We start from the raw sequence: 18,544 nt of genomic DNA, 5'->3' as shown, positions 1-18,544 counted from the left end.
ATCCGGTGCAACGAGTTTCACTTCCGGCTGTTGCCGAACGGAATACGTTCCGGAGGGTAGCGATGCCGGCCCATACCCCTTGCGCGCCAGCGCCCGTCGTGACTCACCGCACCTGGTCAGGAAATTCCGGGTCGGGCCAGGAGCAGGGCCAAGGATCGGGCCAGGGCGGCGCCGAGTCCTGGACCTACACCATCGGCTTCGATCTGGCAGGAGACCCGGTGCGCTTCGACATCGCGCGGCCGGAGGAGAACGCCGCGCCCGGAGAGGGGCCGGAGGAAGGGCTCCGGCCCCTGGTCCAGGGCTGGCGGACGGCTGGCGGGGAGTGGTACGGGCGCTACCGCTGCGCCACCGGCTGCGCCACGGCCCGCCTCTCGCCGCTGGAGGTCGAGTCGATCGAGACCGCCGCCAAGATGGCCCTGGTGGCCGGCAGCCTCGAACACCACCCGCCTGAACACCAGATTGGGGACGTCACCCCACCCGAACCTGGGCAATGAAGCGGTCGACCTCGTCCGACAGGACGGTCGCCTGCTCAGCCAGCCCGTCGGCCGCGTCGGACAGCTCGGACGCGGCCCGGCCGGTGCCCTGCGCCGCCTGCTCCACGCCGGAGATGTTGGACGACACCTCCTCCGTGCCGTGCGCCGCCTGCTGAACGTTGCGGGCGATCTCCTTGGTGGCGGCGTCCTGCTCCTCCATGGCCGCGGCGATCGTCGTGGCGATCTCGTTGATCTGGGTGATCGTGTCGGAGATTTCGGCGATTGCCTGCACCGCCTCCCCGGTCGCCTGCTGCATGCCGCCGATCTGGGCGGCGATCTCGTCGGTGGCCTTGGCGGTCTGGTTGGCCAGGTTCTTCACCTCCGACGCCACCACGGCGAAACCCTTGCCGGCCTCGCCCGCGCGCGCCGCCTCGATGGTCGCGTTCAGCGCCAAAAGGTTCGTCTGGCTGGCGATGTCGGTGATCAGCTTGACCACGTCGCCGATGGCGCCGGCCTGGGCGGCCAGGGCCTGGATGCTCTGGTTGGTGCCCTGCGCCCGGCCGACCGCGTGGCCGGCGACCTCGGCGGAGCGGTTCACCTGGCGGCTGATCTCGGCGATGGTGCTGGACATCTCCTCCGCCGCGGTGGCGACGGTCTGCACGTTGGCCGACGCCTGCTGGGTCGCCGCGGCCACCGCGACCGCCTGGGCCTTGCTCTGGTCGGCCATGGCGGACAGCTCCCGCGCGTTGCCCTGGACCTGGGTCACGGCGCTGGACACCTGGGCGACGACGGTCTTGACCGACGCCTCGAACTGTTCGGCCATGCCGTTCATCAGCGCGTGGCGCTCCGCCTCCGCGCGGGCCTTCTGCTCCGCCTGTTCGGCCTCCATGCGCCGCTTGGCGGCGGCGTTCTCCTTGAACACCAGAACCGTCCGCGCCATCGGCCCGATCTCGTCCTTGCGGTCGTGGCCCAGCACCTCGACCGCCTCGTCGCCGGCGGCCAGCCGCTCCATCGCCGCGGACAGGGCGCGGATCGGCCGGGCAATGCCATAACGCGCGACGGCCAGCGCCAGCCCGAGGCACAGCGCGATGCCGACCAGCGCGATGGTCAGCGTCACCGTGTGAATGTGGTTGGCGTAGGCGGTCGCCTCGTCCGACGCCTCGTCCAGCCGCTTGATCAACTGGTTGGTCAGAGTGACCAAGTCGGCGCTCAGCTTCAGCGACGCCGGCCCGAAGGACTCGTCCATCAATGTGTTGGCCTGCGCGTCGTTCTGGGCGACGGCGGCCTTCTGCACCTCGGCCACCATGGTCATCAGGCGGCGGAACTCGGCCTGGAGCCGCTCGACCTCGTCGCGCACGCCCGGCAGCGCCATAGCCTCGTTCGTCCGCTTCAGGAACATCGTCGCCTCCTCGTCGACGCGCCCCGACAGGCGGCGGGTCTGGCCCTCCTCGTCCTCGGCGATCATCTTGTAGAGAAGCCGCCCGATTTCCGACAAGGAGCGGTTGGAACGGGGCAGGGCGACGGCCGCCTTGGCTTCCTGGTCGATCAGCTCGGAATACTCGCCGCTGATCTTCGACATCGACGACAGCGCGTTCAGGTTCGTGCCAAGCGTCAATGCAGCCATGAGGAGAAGTGCTGCGACAATCTTCGTGGTGATGGTCAGGTTTTGCAGTTTCACGATCGGCCCGGCAGCGTGTTGGTGGTTGAGTGTCAAAGATGTCAAGACACTCAACCGCTAAAGAGATAATCATAAAAATACGTAAATATGCTGCCAAGCTTTCGAATGTTTGCGGGTCGCCGCGCTCCTCTGCGCCTCTCCTCAAAAGATAGCGCTACCAATCCCTTAGGCGCTAAGGCAAACCAATGAACGGGCGGATGCACAACGCTCGCACAGCTGCTATTTTTGGTACGTACCGCCCGCATCAGGAACCGCCGCCCCATGCCCGTCCAGATCGCCGAACACTGGTTCGAGACCCGCCGCATCGACGATGACATCACCTTGCTGTGGGAACCGCACGTGGTCCCGCTGCTCCGCTGCAACATCTGGCACATCCGCGGGCGCGACCGCGACCTGCTGGTCGACACCGGCATGGGCATCTGCAGCCTGCGCGAGGCCGCCCGCCACCTGATCGACAAGCCGGTGATCGCTGCCGCGACCCACACCCACACCGACCATGTCGGCGGTCACCACGAGTTCGACACCTGCCTCGTCCATCGGCTGGAAGCCGACCGCCTGCGCCAGCCGCGCGGCCGCTCAGCCCTGCACACGCGGGACTCCAGCGCGGAGGAGCTGCAAAAGCTCCGCGACGCCGGCTACGAGGTGGGGGAGGAGCTGATCACGGCGCTGCCGCACGCCGGCTATGACCTGGACGACTACCAGGTCCGTCCGGCCAACGCGGCCATCGTGGTGGAGGAAGGAGACGTGGTGGACCTCGGCGACCGCCGCTTCGAGATCCTGCACCTGCCCGGCCACTCGCCGGGCGGCATCGGCCTGTGGGAGGCGTCGACGGGGACGCTCTTCTCCGGCGACTCCATCTACGACGGCCCGCTGCTGGACGACATCCCCGGCGCCAACGTTGAGGACTATGTCCGCACCATGGAACGGCTGCGCGACCTTCCCGTCACCGTGGTTCACGCCGGCCACGACCCCAGCTTCGGCCGCGACCGGCTGGTGGACCTGACCACGGCGTATCTGAAGCGGCGGGGATGAGGGGCAAACGCCACCACAGAGGCACGGAGACACAGAGAAACCGCGCCTTCTGTGTCTCCGTGCCTCTGTGGTAAATCCCCGTCCGCGTTCTTCATTCCGGTCTTTACCGCGCCCGCCCCACCTTCTGCCGCGCCATGCCGTCCGCGACCGCCGCGGTCGGCCGGCGCTCGGCATCCGCGCGGGCGAAAATCTCGGTCAGCGTGTCGGCGATGCTCTCCACATGGCGCATGACGCGCTCGTGGTCGTAGCCGGCGCGCTCGTAGTAAACATCGATCACGCCGCCGGCGTTGATGACGTAGTCGGGCGCGTAGAGGATGCCGCGGTCGGACAGCATCTGGCCGTGCCGCTCCTCGGCCAGCTGGTTGTTGGCCGCCCCGGCGACGACCGGGCTGGTCAGCCGCGCGATGGTGTCGTCGTTCAGCACCGCGCCCAGCGCGCAGGGGGCGAAGACGTCCACGTCCAGGTCGAAGATCGCGTCGGGGGCGACCGCCGTCGCACCGACGGATTCCGCCACCCGCCGCGCCTGCTCCGCGTTGATGTCCGTGACCCACAGGGTCGCCCCGGCGTCGCGCAGGAAATGGGCCAGATGCCCGCCGACACTGCCCACGCCCTGGATCGCCACGGTCAGCCCTTCCAGATCCGTCCGGTTCAGCCGGTGCCGCACGGCGGCCTTCAGCCCGACGAACACGCCATAGGCGGTGGAGGGCGACGGGTCGCCGCTGCGCGTGCCGCCGGTCCCCGTGGTCTTTTCCACCACGCCGGACACATGCGTGGTCTCCTGCGCCATGGTCTTGATGTCCGGCACGCCGGTGCCGGAATCCTCTGCGACGATGTAGCGCCCGCCCAGCCGTTCGACATTCCGCCCCATGGCCCGCAGCAACGCCTCGGTCTTGTCGGTGCGCGGGTTGCCGATGATCACCGACTTGCCGCCGCCCAGCGGCAGCCCGGCGAGTGCCGACTTGTAGGTCATGCCGCGCGACAGGCGCAGCACGTCGCGCAGGGCCTCTGCGTCGCTGGCGTAGGGCCACATGCGGCAGCCGCCGAGCGAGGGGCCGAGCATCGTGTCGTGCACGGCGATGATGGCGCGCAGGCCGGACTCCGGGTCGGCGCAGAACACGACCTGCTCGTGGCCGTCGAAGTCGGGATGGTCGAACAGATGCACGGTTTCCTCCTTATCGTTCTTTTGATCGGGAAACCCGGCCTTGCCGAAGCGCGAGCGTCACCATTGCGCACAGGACAGTCCCATGCGCCGGCATCACGGCCTGCGGTTCCGGTTTTCCTTGTCCTGTGCTTCCCGTCGTCTTGTGCAGTGCGGGATCATACGGACTCTTCTCTTACAGAGAAGCTAGATACGATTGAAAATGCTGGCAAGGCTGACCATCCAAGACTTTGAAAAAAGCAAGGACGTGAGCGGCGCACAGCCTCCAGCATGAGGAAAGTGTCCCCGGATCCGGCGCGCAAGATAATTTCCGTTCCGGTCGCGAACGGAGCCGGCTGCAAGGCGCAGGAATATCCCCTCTCCCCCTGGGGAGAGGGTTAGGGTGAGGGGGTTGCAGGTGTGCCGGGCGTACCAAAGTTGCGAGCCCCCGACGGGGCTTGCGCCCCGCCGGTTGCCCCTCGGACGATCAGAGTTCTTCCTCATCCCCGAAGCCGGAGTCGTCCCAGGCGGCCTCATCCGGGACCTGCTCGGCGACTTGGTTGACCGCATCCTGGGCCATGGCCTCGCCGCCGGAGAACATGTTGGACAGGGCGCTGCCGATCAGCATGCCGCCCGCGACGCCCATGGCGGTCTGCATGGCGCCGGCCATGAAGCCGCCGCCCGCGCGCTGCTGCGGGTTGGCGTAGGCGGCCACGCGCGGGTCGCCGTAGGCGGGCGTTTGCGGCTGGCCCCACGGGGAGTTGGCCGGGGCGTTCATCGTGCGCTGCGGCGCGGGGGCGGGCTTGGCGCCGCCGCCGAACAGGCCGCCGAAGATGCCGCCGCTGTTGGCCGGGCGCTCGCGGAGTTGCTGCTCCAGCTCCTCGTTGCGCGCCTGGGAGGCGGCGAGCGCCTGCTCCATCATCACCATGGCCTGCGCCATCAGGTAGGGCGCGGCGGGCTGGCGGGCGACAAGGTCGCGGATGTGGGCTTCGGCCTGCGGGTCGCGCGGGCCGGACTGGGCCTCGGCCTGACGCAGCTTGGCGAACAGGTCGTCAATGATCTGGCGTTCGGTCTGGTCCATGGCTGTGCTCATGCTTTCGGTGGTTGAGGGAAATGCGGACGCGCGAGGGCACGGCGCCGGAACGGCGCCGTGTGCGGTCCGCAAGGTGCGGAGGGTCGTCAGAGGGAGTGTGGAGAGAGTGGAGGCTTGGGAGTCTCGGGTCCAAGGGGGCATCGGTCCCTCCAAGTGCGGTCACGCCCGTCGGCGCAAGAGCAGGTGAAGAGATCCGACATCGCGACCACGTCTAAGTCGCCAGAGGGGCCCGGATCCAAGTGACGCACACGTGGCCCGGCGCTGGGGACCTGTCAAGGGAGGGGGAAGTGCTTTTTGACGCCACGCGGGTTCACGCGGCGGGTCGCATGGAAATTGACCTTACCGTCGATAAGGATTATTTTTCGGCCAGAACGAAACGCTACGCTCGCGCTCCGGTTGCTTTCGCCTAAGGTGGGGCGTTGGCGGGCCGCGACCGCCCCGACCGAGAGGACCACCCCCGCATGACTTTCGCCCCCCTCCGCTTCGTCCTCCGCCTTGCCGCCCTCCTCGCCGTCGCGCCGGCCGCTTGGGCAGCCGAACCGCCGCAGTACGCCGTCACGCCGCCGTCTGTGTCGCCGGCCGGCACGACCATCGTCGGCCACGGCACGGTGGGCACGGGGCCGGAGGCGATCCTGGTCATGCACGAATGGATGGGCGACCACAGCAACTACGCCGGCCTGCTGCCCTTCCTGAACGGGAAGGACTTCACCTACGTCTTCGCCGACCTGCGCGGCTACGGCTGGTCCCGGGAGTTGGCCGGCGCCTACACCGCCGACGAGGCCGCCGCGGACATGTTCGCCCTGATGGACCGGCTCGGCCACCAGCGGTTCCACGTGGTCGGCCATTCCATGTCCGGGCTGATCGCCCAGGCCATGGCGGCGAAGGGCCGGGACCGGCTGAAGAGCCTGGTCGCCGTGACGCCCGTCCCGGCCTCCGGCTTCAAGACCGACGAGGCCGGCCTCCAGAAGCTGGCGGCCATCGTCGACGCCGACGACGCCATGCGCGGGGCCATCAAGGCGCGCGTCGCCCAGCGCTACACCGACGGCTGGGTGGACTACAAGCTGGCCATCGCCCGCAACGCCACCGGGCGCGAGGCGATGCTGGGCTATCTGAAGATGTTCACTGGCACCGACGTCAGCGCGGAGGTCGCCGGGCTCGACCTGCCGGTCCTGCTCATCACCGGGGCGGACGACATCCCCTTCTACCAGGAGGCGGCGGAGCGCCCGAAGTTCGAGCAGGCCTACCGGAATCTGACCGTCGAGCGGATCGAGAACGCCGGCCACTACCCGATGCTTCAGACTCCGCCGCTGCTGCTCGCCAAGATCGAGGCCTTCGTGGCCGCCAATGCGAAGACCAAACCGGGGAATTGATCAGACCACCTCGTCGTACTCGACCTTCGGCACATCGATCCAGGAGGACGGCTCCCCCCGGTCCTTGCGCCAGAACACCACGGGCAGGTCGGCGTTCAGCACGCGCGCGGTGGAGGCGCCGCGCCCCGTCATGATCTCCTTGTACTCCGCCGCCTCCACGATGCGGACGCCGTAGCCCGGGATGCGGTCGGCCTGGAGGACGGGGCCCAGCGCGTTCTTGAACTTGCGCAGGTCGTTGTCGGAGCCGACCCGCTTGCGCAGCGGCTCCAGCGCCATCCAGAAGGCGTTGCCGTGCCCCAGATGGGCGCGGGCGATCTCGTAGAGCCGCTTCTCGATCGGCTTCAGCGCGAAATAGTCCTCGGAATAGGTCAGCAGGTTGTTGCCGAGCGCCGCGCGCACCACCCAGTTGGACAGCACCAGCGTCAGGCCGCGGACCTGCCGCTCCCCGTCCTTCTTGCCGCGGCGGTACAGCAGCTTGTAGTCGGAAATCCAGGAGAAGGCGCCGGTCTCGCCCTCGCCGCCGGTTTCCAGGTTCGTCTTGATCTGCGTGCCCTGAAGCCGCTCCAGCGCGCCCTCGATCTTGTCGTAAGCGCTGCCGCCGGCCGTCTTGCCGACGATCCGCTGGAGGTCGCTGGTGGTGAAGTGCAGCTTGCCGACCTCCGGCCCCATCTTGCCCTCGGCCATCTTCTCGCGCAGCAGGGAGACGGCGTAGATCAGCACCGACTTGTCCCAGATCGTCGCAACGCCGACATCGCGCGGCGCCCGCACCTCGATCTTGACCTTGCCGTCGTCGAAGGTGGGCAGGCTCTCCACCTTGTCCTTCGACAGGCCGAACAGCGAATAGGCCATCAGCGCCCGGTCGTTGTTCACGTCCCCGCGCAACGGCGAGTCCAGGCGGAGCGCCAGCTGGACCGGCCGGTCCAGCAGTTCCTCCGCGTTGTTCTTGTCGTTCTTCCGGTCGTCCATGCCGTTCCCGCGTTCCATCGCCCGGCCGCCACAGCCACATCTCAGGCAGGGCGGTTCCGATCATGATTCCCGATGCGCCGCCCATGATCCACGGCGCAGGTGCAAACGTCGCCATTCTGCCGAAAGATTCCCGGGCGCCGGTTGGAGCTTCCCTGTGACCGGCCCAGCACCTGTCGGCGAATGTCGCCGTTCTGCCAGTTCCGCCCGTGGCTACCCGGTGGGGGTGAGTCCACCGGCGCCCAAACGTCCGCGTTCTGACGGTCGGCCCGGCCAAGCGGCCGCGGGGAGTCCGTCAAGCTGTTGGATTCCCTGGGGATTCGCGGACTCGCGGGGGCCTTGGACGGCCTGTGTGACCGCAAGAGAACCGGCACATTGGCAGAACGGCGACACTCGCCGGAGTCCGGTTTGCCCCGATTCTCAGGCCTTTTGCGGAGTCACCGCGAGACCACAGGTCAAGTTTTTCGGCAGAACGGCGACATTTCCCGGAGTCCGGCGCTTTCCGCTCCCAGGAATCTTTCGGCAGAACAACGACGTTGAAGGGCCGGTTTCTCGGCAGAACGGCGACGCTCAGACGCCGCCAACGTCACAACGACGACATCCAAGACGTTGATTCCGCTGACTCCTTGTTCTCCCTACCGGCCGGCTCGGGAGCCCGGAACGCGCCCGTTTGAATCGTGGACAGCCCCTGGAGGCCGCGACAACATTGTCCGTGACGGGCAAACCATGCCCGAACCGATTGCCATGCCGGCCAGACACGAGCGTTTCAGGAGGTGATGATGACGTAGCGGAGGAGACGACCTCCGGAATCACAAAGGGCCCAAGCCTTGCGGCCTGGACCCCTGTGAAAACCGATGGAGACCGGCAGAACCGGACCCCGCATCAGCAGTTTGGCGACTCCATGATGCCAGGGTGGATCCGGAAAACCAAGCGGAATCGCGGATTCCGCTGACGCTCCTGCTTTGTCTTCGCGGTGCCCGACCTGCTGGATCATGGGATTTTCAATGAAGCCGTACACGACCCTGTACCGGCACTGGATTGCTGTGTCTGGAGTGGGAACCGCGGAGATCGCGGTCCTGTCCGGCCTTTACGCGCGTGCAGGCGCCGACGGCGTCTGCACCGACCTCGTGCAGGACGACCTCGCCGCCGAACTGGGCAAGAGCCGTCCGTGGCTCAGCGCCGTGCTGACGAAGCTCCAGGCCCCCGAGATGGCGCTGGTGGAGGCCCGCCGCAAGCGCGGGTTCCGCGGGATGGTCTATGCCCTGGCCGGCGCCGCGGACTCCTGCGGTCAGCGGGACGACGCGACCGGTCAGCCGGCTGACGGACTCCTGGAATCGGAGAATCCCTTAGCTTCTCAAAACTCCTCCTCCCGCCGGGCGGGGGGAGGGAGGGAGCGGATCCGGGCAAATGGGACGCCGGTTGCCGAACCGCTGGCCGCCAACTGGCAACCGACCGCCGACGACCTGATCTGGGCCGCCGAGATCCGGCCGGATGTCGATCCCACCGCGGTGACCGCCAAGTTCGTCGCCTGGTGCCGCAAGGCCAACGCCCGCAACGGCTACAGCCCGGCCGATCCCAGCACCGCCTGGCGCCGCTGGGTCGCCCGCGAACTGGTTGCCCCGGTGGAAACGCCCACCGATGCCCAGGGCGCACCCGCCGTTCGCCCTCACGCCGCCCACCCTCACGCTGCTGCCCGCCGTCCGACCAACCGGAGCGACCAGAATGACCGCCGCCCTGCTTCCCTTCCCCAACAGCCCGGACACGGGCTGGCTTCCCGAAGCGCCGGCCGAAACGCCAGCCGAAACGCTGATGTCCTCGCTGCCCTCCGCGATCGTCTCGCTCGCCCGGCTTGACCGGGCCGACCTGCGGTTCGAACTCGGCGAGCGCTCGCCGGAGGAGATCGGCGCCCTGGCGGAACGGGTCGAAGCCTCGTTGTCGGAGGCCGCCCCCGCCATCGGTGTGGACAACGTCCTGACCGGCATCGAAAAGCTGGCGGCCCGCTTCGGCCTGGACCTGCCGGACGCCGACGTTCTGGAGGCGGACATAGTGGAGATGGCGTCCTGGCCGGCCGAACTGTGGATCGCCGGGTTCCAGGGGGTCTGGGCCTCCTTCCGCTCGGGGTTCCGGCGCTTTCCGACGGTCGGCGACTTCCGGAGTGCCGCCGGTCAGGGCGACGGTGTGCGGCGGGTGGCGGCGCTGCGCCGCCTTGCCACGACGCTGCGGCAGGAGCAGGCGTTCCGCGCCCGCGAGATCGCCTTCCGCCGCCGCCAAAAGGAGCGGGAGGCGGAGCTTGCCCAGCGGCAACAGGCGGCGGCCCTGCCGGCGCCCGCCGAACGCGCACAGGAAATCGTGCGCCGGGCTGACATTCCCGCAACGCCGCAGTTTTCCGTTGAAGCACGACGCGTTCCTGCCTGTACTGGGGCTCTGCCGGGGAAGGGATCGTCCTTTCCCCTTTCCATTGCCCCCGCGCGGGTTCCGGACGCCTCCCGATCATGGACTTTCTTGCCCCGTTATCCGGCATCGCCGCCGTCGTGGTGCCGGTCTTCCTCATCGCCGCCCTTGGTTACGGCTGGAAGCGCGCCAAGCTTCCCTACGACAGTGCCTTCATCACCACCTTCGCGATCAACGTCTCGACGCCCTGCCTCGTCTTCTCCTCGCTGGTGCGGCTGACGCTGGGCGGGGAAGAACTGCTGACCATGGCCGCGGCCTCGGTCGGCTGCATGCTCCTGGCGGGGCTGCTCGCCACGCCGCTGCTGTTGGCCTTCCGGCTGCCGCTGCGCGTGTACCTGCCGGCGCTGTCCTTCCCGAACGGCGGCAACATGGGGATCCCCGTGTGCCTGTTCGCCTTCGGCGAAACCGGGCTGGGGCTGGCGGTGCTGTTCTTCGCGGCGCTCGCGGTGCTGCAATTCACCATCGGGCCGGCACTGGCCGCCGGGCGGACGGACGCGGGCCAAGTCCTGCGCACGCCGGTGATCTACGCCGTCGCCGTGGCGGTGGTCGTCCTGCTGACCGGCATCCAGCCGCCGCAGTGGGTGACCAACACCACGACCCTGCTGGGCAACTGCGCCGTGCCGCTGATGCTGTTCTCGCTGGGCGTGGCGCTGGCCGGCCTGCGGATGCAGGGGATTCTGCGCTCACTGGGCATGTCGGCGCTACGGATCGTGCTGGGCTTCCTGTCCGGGCTGGCTGTCGCTCATCTTCTGGGATTGCAGGGCACCATCCGTGGGGTGGTCCTGCTGCAAAGCACCATGCCGGTGGCGGTCTTCAACTATCTGTGGGCGCTGCGCTACAACAACGCGCCGGAGGAGGTCGCGGGCATGGTGCTGGGCTCCACCGCCATGGCCTTCCTGGCGCTGCCGCTGCTGTTGCTGGCCGTGATGTGATCACGGCGCTGAAGCCCGGTTTTTGCCCCTGGCCGCCCGGCGGTCCGGTTCCGTAGATTTGCGGCCGAGATCCAGGCGGTGGACGGGGCGGGAGACGGATATGAATTGGAACAAGGGGTTGCTGCGGGTCTGGCTCGTGGCCGCGGTGCTGTGGGCGGCCGCCGTCGGCGGCTATGGCGCCGTGGCGCTGGGCGGGCGGCCCGCTGCCTCCGGCCTCTACGCCTACTCCGCCGCTGCGGAGGGGTTTGTTTCCCAGCAGCTTGCCGTCACCGATGGGGTGCTGGAGGACGGCGTGGCGCGCGGCGTCATCGCCCGGATCGATCTCGACGACCGCACCACGCTGTTCGCCCCGCGCGACCTTGGGGAGGAGCGGCTTCGGGAGATTACCCGGCGCTTCCAGGACGAGCACGCTCCGGCCGGGGCGCGGGCCCTGCTTCCCTGGGCGCTGGGCGCGCTGCTGCCGCCGGTCGGGATCCTGCTGGCAGGACTGCTGCTGTCCTGGATCCTGCGCGGCTTCCGGACGGCCGCGGTCGCCGCTCCCATCGCGGAGGACGCCGCCCCCGTGGAAGATCCGGCCAAGCCGGCCGACGAGGCGGGGACAGCGGGCTGGACCTCGTCCAGCTCCAGCCTGCCGCCCTTCATCCGGACGCTGGGTCCGGTCCAGCGGCGCGGCCGTCCGCCAGCGCGGGTGCTGGGGCAGACCGGGCGCTGAGGCCCGGCTGCCAACGCAACGGCCTCACCGCGACATTGCCGCGATCTCCTGCGCACGCCGCGACGTTGCGGCGGCGTGGTGGTCCTTCGCCAGAACGGTGTAGACCGCCGGCAGGACGAACAGCGTGAACAGCGTGCCGATCAGCATGCCGGACACGATCACCAGGCCGATGGAGAAGCGGCTGGCCGCGCCCGCCCCGGCGGCGGTCAGCAGGGGCAGCAGGCCCACCACCATGGCCGCCGTGGTCATCAGGATCGGGCGCAGGCGGACTCGGGCCGCGTGCTCGATGGCCGTGCGGCGGTCCACCCGCTCGTTGATCTGCATCTCGCGGGCGAACTCCACCATCAGGATGCCGTGCTTGCTGATCAGGCCGATCAGCGTCACCAGACCCACCTGCGTGTAGATGTTCATGGTCGACAGGCCGAAGAACAGCGGCAGCAGCGCGCCGCAGATCGACATCGGCACGGAGATCAGGATCACCAGCGGATCGCGCAGGCTCTCGAACTGCGCTGCCAGCACCAGATAGATGACCACCAGCGCGAAGACGAAGGTGATCATCAGCTGGTTGCCTTCGGTCACGTACTGCCGCGATTCCGACAGGTAGTCGTGGCCGAAGCCCGCCGGCAGGATCTCGCGGGCCTTCTGCTCCAGGAAGTCCACGGCCTGGCCCATCGTCACGCCGGGCATCGGCACGGCGGAGAAGGTGGCGGAGGGAAGCTGGTTGTACTTGGTCAGCGCGTTCGGCTCCGTCGCCGTTTCGATGGAGACGACGGTGGACAGCGGGATCTGCGCGCCGTTGGACGCGGTGACGTAATATTGCGTCAGCGCCTCCGGCGTCAGGCGCTTGTCGCGCGGGACCTGCGGGATGACCTCGTAGGAGCGGCCGTTCAGGTTGAAGCGGTTGACGTAGTTGCCGCCAACCAGCACGGCCAGCGTGTCGCCGACAGCAGCCATGGACAGGCCGAGGTCGGCCGCCTTCGACCGGTCAACCTTCAGCCGGATCACCGGGCTGTTGAACTGCAGGTCGCTGTCGCTGACGATGAACATGCCGCTGTCGCGCGCCGCGGCCTTGATGCGCTCCATCGCGTCGTAGATGGTCTTGTAGTCGCCGGGGCTGTTGATGACCAGCTGCACCGGCAGACCGCCGGTGGAGCCCGGCAGGGCCGGCGGCGACACCAGGAAGATCTGCGTGCCGCTGACGTTGCCAAGCTCCGCCTGGACCAGCGGCTGGAGCTGCTTGGCGCTGCGCGTGCGCTCGTCCCACGGCTTCAGGATCATGCCGGCGAAGCCCTGGGTCAGGGTCGGCATGCCGTTCAGCACGAAGCGGGTGTCGGTCTCCGGGTAGTGGGTGAAGACCTCGTCCAGCTGGCGCCCATAGGTGTCGATGTAGTCCAGGTTGGCGTATTGCGGCGCCTTGGTGATGCCGAACAAGATGCCCTGGTCCTCCTCCGGCGCCAGCTCCGCCATGGTGTTGGCGAACAGGAAGCCGACGCTGGCGAGCACGCCGACACCGAACAGCAGCGTCGCCGCCCGGTAGTCGAGCGAGCCGGCCAGACGGCGCCCGTACCAGCCCGTGATCCTCTCGAAGGTGTGGTCGACGAAGCGGGCGAAGCGGCCCTCGCTCATCTCCCGCGTCAGCAGGAGGGAGCACATCATCGGCGTGAGCGTCAGCGCCACGATGCCGGAGATGATCACCGACCCAGCCAGCGTGAAGGCGAATTCGCGGAACAGGGCGCCGGTCAGCCCGCCGAGGAAGCCGATGGGCGCATAGACCGCGGCCAGCGTGATGGTCATGGAGATGACCGGCCCGACGATCTCCCGCGCGCCGATCAGGGCCGACTGGACCGGCGACTTGCCCTCCTCCAGGTGGCGGTGGACGTTCTCCACCACCACGATGGCGTCGTCGACCACGAGGCCGATGGCCAGCACCATGGCGAGCAGGGTCAGCAGGTTCAGGCTGAAGCCCATGGCCAGCATGATCGTCGCCGCACCCACGATGGACAGCGGGATCGTCACGATGGGAATCAGCACCGACCGGAAGCTTCCCAGGAACAGGAAGATCACCACGATGACGATGCCCACCGCCTCGATCAGCGTCTTCTGCACCTCGTCGATGGAGGCCTGGATGAAGCGCGTCGAGTCGTAGACGATCTCCATCTTCAGGGACGGCGGCAGGTTGCGCTGCAGCTCCGGCACCAGCTTGCGGATGTCGGCGACGATGTTCAGCGGGTTGCCGGTGGGGGTGGAGTTCACGCCGATGAAGATGGCCTGCTGGCCGTTCATCGACACGCTGGCGTCGGTGCTCTGCGCGCCCAGCTCGACCTGGGCGATGTCCTTCATGCGGACCAGCGCGCCGTCCTTGGACTTCACCACCATCTGCCGGAACTGGTCCACGTCGGTCAGGCCGGTGTTGGTGGTGACGTTGCTGACGACGAAGACGCCCTTGGTCTGGCCGGGGGCGGACTGGAAGTTGTTGGCCTGGATGGCCGCCCGCACGTCGGCGGCCGAGATGTTGCGCGCCGCCATCCGTTCCGGATCCAGCCAGACGCGCATGGCAAAGGTCTGGCCGCCCAGGATCTTGGCCTCCGCCACGCCGGACACGGTCGACAGCAGCGGCTGCACCACGCGCGTCAGGTAGTCGGAGATCGCCGCCCCCGACAGCTCGGGGCTGGAGAAGCCCATGTAGAGGATCGAAGTCGTCTCGCCGGTGGACTTCAGGATCACCGGGTCGTTGGCCTCGCGCGGCAGCTGGTACTTCACCTGCTGCACCTTCGACATGACGTCGGTCATCGCGACGTTGGGGTCGAAGTTCAGCCGGATGTAGGCGGTGACCACGCTCGTCCCCTGGGTGGAGGAGGAGGTGATGTAGTCGATGCCTTCCGCCGTCGCCACGGCCTGCTCGATGGGCGTGGTGATGAAGCCCTGCATCAGGTCGGGCGACGCGCCGGCGTAGACGGTCGAAATGGTGATGACGGTGTTCTTCAGCTCCGGATACTGGCGGATCGGCAGATCCGACAGCGAGCGGACGCCGATCAGCAGGATCAGCAGGCTGACGACCAGCGCCAGGATCGGGCGGCGGATGAAGATGTCGGTGAAGGACATGGCCCGTTCCCCGTTAGTTGCGCGGCAGCGTCTGCGGCGGCACCAGCGCGCTGGCCTCCGTCGGCACCACGGCGGCCCCGTTGTTCAGCTTCAGCTGGCCCGACGACACCACCCGGTCGCCGGCCTTCAGGCCAGACAGGATCTCCACGCCGTTCTCGAAGCGGTCGCCGGTCTTCACCGGAACGCGGTTGACGGTGTGGGTCTCCTTGCCCTCCGGGTCCTTGCCCTGTGTGACGACGAAGACGCTGTCGCCGTAGACGGTGTAGTCCACCGCCGTCTCCGGCACGACGATGCGGTCGGCGGCCGGCGGCTGCACCACGCGCACGTTGGCGAACATGCCCGGCAGAAGCTTGCGGTCCGGGTTGTCCAGCGTCGCCTGCACCTTGATGGCGCGGGTGTCGGCGCTGACCTGCGGCTCGATGGTGGTGATGACGGCGTTGAAGGTCTGGCCGGGGGCGGCGTCGGCGCCGACCAGCACGCCCTGGTTCACCCGGATCTGGCTCAGCGCCTGTTCCGGCAGGGTGAAGTCGACGTAGAGCTTCGACAGGTCGGTCAGCGTGACCACCGCCCCGCCGGCGTTGACATACTGGCCGACGTTGATCTGCCGGATGCCCAGGTCGCCGTCGAAGGGCGCGCGGATCAGCTTTTCCGCGATCAGCGATTCCGTCCGCTTGATGTTGGCGTTGGCTTCGTCCAGCTGAGCCTGGTTCTGGTCCACGGTGACCTGCGGGCCGGCCTGGTTGCGCAGCAGGTTGCGCGCGCGCTCCAGGTTGTTCTCGGCCAGCTTCGCCTGGGCGCGGTAGGCCAGCAGGTCGGCCTGCTCCGTCGCGTCGTTGAGCTGGACGAGCGGAGCCCCGGCCTTCACCCGCGCGCCCGATTCGAAGAAGATCTGGGTGACGCGGCCGACCACCTCCGGCGCCACGGTGACCTGCCGGCTGGCGGTCAGCGTGCCGATGGCGTTCAGGTACTTGGGCACCGACTGCGACTTGGCCTCGGCCACCGACACCGGGGTGGGCGGCGGCTTGTTGCTGGCGAAGAAGTCGGCGATGGCCTTCTGGCGGAAGCTGTTGAAGCCGTACAGCGCCCCGAAGAGGAGGGCCAGGATCACGGCCATGATGATGATCCGCACCGCCAGCCGCCCGCGGGTGACGGGGCGGCGCGCAACGGTCGCTTGGTGGGCGGTCGCTTGTTGGGCGGTTCCCTGGTGGGCGGCCCCTTGCTGCCGCGCGTCGGCGGCGTACTCGGACTCAGTGGTCACGATCGACCTCTCTCGAACAGGACGTTTCTCGATTGCCCGCAGTGTCGGCTGCTTCTACGTCAGCCATGGGTAGGGCGGATGAGGTGTGCGCGGCGATTACCTCGTCTTTCAGGCCGAGGCCGCGCAGAATGAAGGCGATGGTCTGGGCGGCCACCCGCTCGTTGTCGTGCAGCGACGGCAGCACCGGGCTTTCCGGCAGGCGGACGGTGGCCAGCATGGAGCCCAGCATTTCCGACAGCCAGAAGGCGTTTTCCGGCGCCGTGGCGGTCAGCGCCGTGGGCACGAGGTCACCCGCGGCCTGCGCGGCGCGCAACGACGCGACGAAGCAGGGGCAGAGGTGCTCCGACGCCCAATGGCCGGCCAGCCGGGCGAATTCCCCGTCCTCCAGCAGGCTCATGATGAACAGGCGCTTGCGCGGCAGTTCGCCGCCGCGGTTGGCGGGGACGTCCCACACGTAATGCCGGACCATCGCCTGGACATAGGCGACCAAGGCCGCCGTGCCGGGCTCCATGGCGAGAAGCCGCGCCAATTCCTCGTCACCGTCCACGCAGGACAGGAAGATCGCCTCGTACAGCGCCGCCTTGCTGGGGAAGTGCTTGAAGATCAGCGCTTCCGACACGCCGGCGGCCTGGGCGATCTCCTTCGTCGTGGTGCCCGCGAAGCCCTTGCGCGCGAATAGGGGAAGGACCGCGTCGATGATCGCCGCGCGCCGTTCCCGGTTGCCTAGACGTCCCAATCCAACCTCTGCCTTATCAGTGAGTGCTAACTCACTTCTGAGGCGCATCGCTATCACGGGTTGGACATCCTGTCCAGGCGTTCGCCACGGCCATGGGCGCCATTCGTGCACGGACTTTGCGTCGTATCCGGAATTGTGAAGAGAACAGAGAAGTTTATCCCCGTGAATATAAGTGCACAAACACTCTGTGCGACTTTCGGCCGCAATTGCGTATGTGTTTTCAGACGACGACTTCCGGTCGAGTCGATGTATATCAATGGAAATAGATCACGGGAAACGACGCCTTCTTAAGAAGCGTTCGTTTGTTTGCTGATGCCATAATTTGTAGACGGGTGAAGTTGCGGCCGGGGACTTCGGGCACGCTTCGGATGTCCAATGGAAAGCTTCGGGAATGGAACCGGGTTCGGGTGGACCGAACCGGGGCGAGCACCCATGGAGCCGCGGCGTGCCCCAGCGTCGGCAGCAGGACGGAGAAACTCATGCGATTCCTGTGGAACAGCGTCTTCGGACTCCTTCTGACGGCGGCCGTGGCCGTGGTCGCCGCCGCCCCGGCCCGGTCCGGCGAGGCGCCCGCGCCGGATGCTCCCAACTCCCTGGCCGACTCCCTGGCCAAGTCGCTGGAAGCGCTTAAAAAGGAGTATCGCCGGCCGGCCGCGGTTCCTTTCCCCGCCGACAACCCCTTCTCCGTGGAGAAGCTGCGGCTCGGCCAGCAGCTCTATTTCGATCCGCGCCTGTCCGGCAACAACACGCTGTCCTGCGCCACTTGCCACAACCCGGCGCTCTCCTGGGGCGACGGGCTGGGCAAGGGGCACGGCGCCGGCGGCACGCTGGGCCGGCGGACGCCGACCATCCTGAACCTCGCCTGGGCGGACCTGCTGATGTGGGACGGCCGCAAGACCAGCCTGGAGGACCAGGCGCTGGGTCCGGTCGAATCCGACATGGAGATGAACCAGAAGCTGGATGCCCTGGTGCCGAAGCTGGCGGCGATCGACGGCTACCGCACGGCCTTCGACATGGCCTACCCCGGGGAGGGCATCACGCTCGCCACCATCGCCAAGGCCATCGCGACCTACGAGCGGACCGTCGTCTCCGGCCCGGCTCCCTTCGACCGCTGGATCGCCGGCGATGAGTCGGCCATCGGCGATTCCGCCAAGCGTGGCTTTGCGCTGTTCAATGGCAAGGCTAACTGCCAGGCCTGCCACGGCGGCTGGAACTTCACCGACCACGGCTTCCACGACATCGGCCTGCCGGACGAGGACATCGGCCGCGGCCGGCAGCTGCCGCTGCCGTCCATGCAGCACGCCTTCAAGACGCCGACCCTGCGCGACGTGGCGCGCCGCGCGCCCTACATGCACGACGGCTCGCTCGCCGACCTGAAGGCGGTGGTGGAGCATTACGCGAAGGGCGGCACGCCGCGGCCGAGCCTGGCGGAGGAAATGAAGCCGCTGACCCTGACCGCGCAGGAGAAGGCCGACCTCGTCGCCTTCATGCTGACCCTGACCGGCGACGCGGAGCCCGTTCCGGTGCCGACGCTCGCCATGCCGGCGCAATCGCCGGGCCTTTGACCAATTCGGCCGCCCCGCCGGCCCCATCCATCGGAAAGCCC

14 protein-coding genes are annotated in these 18,544 nt (G+C 68.0%); 7 read left to right on the top strand and 7 right to left on the bottom strand.

The genetic code is table 11. The features are described from left to right. The first annotated feature begins 62 nt into the window (after positions 1–62). Positions 63–494: a hypothetical protein gene (locus M2351_RS22430; protein WP_264658272.1), complete on the top strand. Its 432-nt coding sequence runs from the start codon at positions 63–65 to the stop codon at positions 492–494. Here the strand turns inward: M2351_RS22430 and M2351_RS22425 are convergent. Then, a complete protein-coding gene (locus M2351_RS22425; protein WP_264658271.1) occupies positions 469–2,151 on the bottom strand; it encodes a methyl-accepting chemotaxis protein in 1,683 nt (560 codons plus the stop codon). The genes M2351_RS22430 and M2351_RS22425 overlap by 26 nt on opposite strands. A 261-nt stretch (positions 2,152–2,412) precedes the next feature. Between M2351_RS22425 and M2351_RS22420 the strand changes: the two genes are divergently transcribed. Then, on the top strand, positions 2,413–3,183 hold the full coding sequence (locus M2351_RS22420) for an MBL fold metallo-hydrolase (RefSeq protein ID WP_264658270.1): 771 nt from the start codon (positions 2,413–2,415) through the stop codon (positions 3,181–3,183). A gap of 103 nt (positions 3,184–3,286) precedes the next feature. On the opposite strand, the gene M2351_RS22415 is transcribed toward M2351_RS22420, so the two are convergent. Then, entirely contained in the window at positions 3,287–4,345 is a 1,059-nt protein-coding gene (locus M2351_RS22415; RefSeq protein WP_264658269.1) for a Glu/Leu/Phe/Val dehydrogenase dimerization domain-containing protein, read from the bottom strand. 463 nt (positions 4,346–4,808) lie between these two features. Further along, positions 4,809–5,402, bottom strand: coding sequence for a DUF2076 domain-containing protein (locus M2351_RS22410; RefSeq protein ID WP_264658268.1), 594 nt, complete (start codon positions 5,400–5,402; stop codon positions 4,809–4,811). A gap of 473 nt (positions 5,403–5,875) precedes the next feature. Between M2351_RS22410 and M2351_RS22405 the strand changes: the two genes are divergently transcribed. After that, positions 5,876–6,784, top strand: a complete 909-nt coding sequence (locus M2351_RS22405) for an alpha/beta fold hydrolase (RefSeq protein WP_264658267.1) — start codon at positions 5,876–5,878, stop codon at positions 6,782–6,784. Here M2351_RS22405 and M2351_RS22400 read toward each other — a convergent pair whose 3' ends face one another. Beyond that, the gene (locus M2351_RS22400) at positions 6,785–7,768 is read right to left on the bottom strand and encodes a replication initiator protein A (protein ID WP_264658266.1); all 984 of its coding nucleotides are present in this window, start codon (positions 7,766–7,768) and stop codon (positions 6,785–6,787) included. Positions 7,769–8,751: 983 nt separating this feature from the next. Here M2351_RS22400 and M2351_RS22395 point away from each other — a divergent pair. The 3 genes from M2351_RS22395 to M2351_RS22385 all read left to right on the top strand — a co-directional run bounded on the left by M2351_RS22395 (position 8,752) and on the right by M2351_RS22385 (position 11,842). Next, positions 8,752–9,600 (top strand): hypothetical protein, encoded by an 849-nt coding sequence (locus M2351_RS22395; RefSeq protein ID WP_264658265.1) that lies wholly within the window; start codon positions 8,752–8,754, stop codon positions 9,598–9,600. A 639-nt stretch (positions 9,601–10,239) separates the two neighbouring features. After that, positions 10,240–11,130 carry an AEC family transporter gene (locus M2351_RS22390; protein WP_264658264.1) on the top strand — a complete coding sequence of 297 codons (891 nt, stop codon included), beginning with the start codon at positions 10,240–10,242 and terminating at the stop codon, positions 11,128–11,130. Positions 11,131–11,230: 100 nt separating this feature from the next. Next, a complete protein-coding gene (locus tag M2351_RS22385; protein WP_264658263.1) occupies positions 11,231–11,842 on the top strand; it encodes a hypothetical protein in 612 nt (203 codons plus the stop codon). 24 nt (positions 11,843–11,866) lie between these two features. On the opposite strand, the gene M2351_RS22380 is transcribed toward M2351_RS22385, so the two are convergent. From M2351_RS22380 to M2351_RS22370, 3 genes are read right to left on the bottom strand one after another with little or no spacing between them, the layout of a single operon-like run. Beyond that, on the bottom strand, positions 11,867–14,944 hold the full coding sequence (locus M2351_RS22380) for a MexW/MexI family multidrug efflux RND transporter permease subunit (protein ID WP_264658262.1): 3,078 nt from the start codon (positions 14,942–14,944) through the stop codon (positions 11,867–11,869). 13 nt (positions 14,945–14,957) lie between these two features. Then, positions 14,958–16,202: an efflux RND transporter periplasmic adaptor subunit gene (locus M2351_RS22375; protein WP_264658261.1), complete on the bottom strand. Its 1,245-nt coding sequence runs from the start codon at positions 16,200–16,202 to the stop codon at positions 14,958–14,960. Beyond that, entirely contained in the window at positions 16,192–16,938 is a 747-nt protein-coding gene (locus tag M2351_RS22370; protein WP_264658260.1) for a TetR/AcrR family transcriptional regulator, read from the bottom strand. The genes M2351_RS22375 and M2351_RS22370 overlap by 11 nt, the downstream gene beginning before the upstream one ends. A gap of 479 nt (positions 16,939–17,417) precedes the next feature. On the opposite strand from M2351_RS22370, the gene M2351_RS22365 reads away from it, so the two are divergent. Then, complete coding sequence (locus M2351_RS22365; protein ID WP_264658259.1) at positions 17,418–18,503, top strand: cytochrome-c peroxidase; 1,086 nt, start codon at positions 17,418–17,420, stop codon at positions 18,501–18,503. The last annotated feature ends 41 nt before the right edge of the window (positions 18,504–18,544 follow it).

The sequence above is a fragment of the Azospirillum canadense genome, assembly GCF_025961225.1.
GTDB lineage: Bacteria > Pseudomonadota > Alphaproteobacteria > Azospirillales > Azospirillaceae > Azospirillum > Azospirillum canadense.
This window is presented reverse-complemented; position numbering and strand designations above follow the sequence as displayed.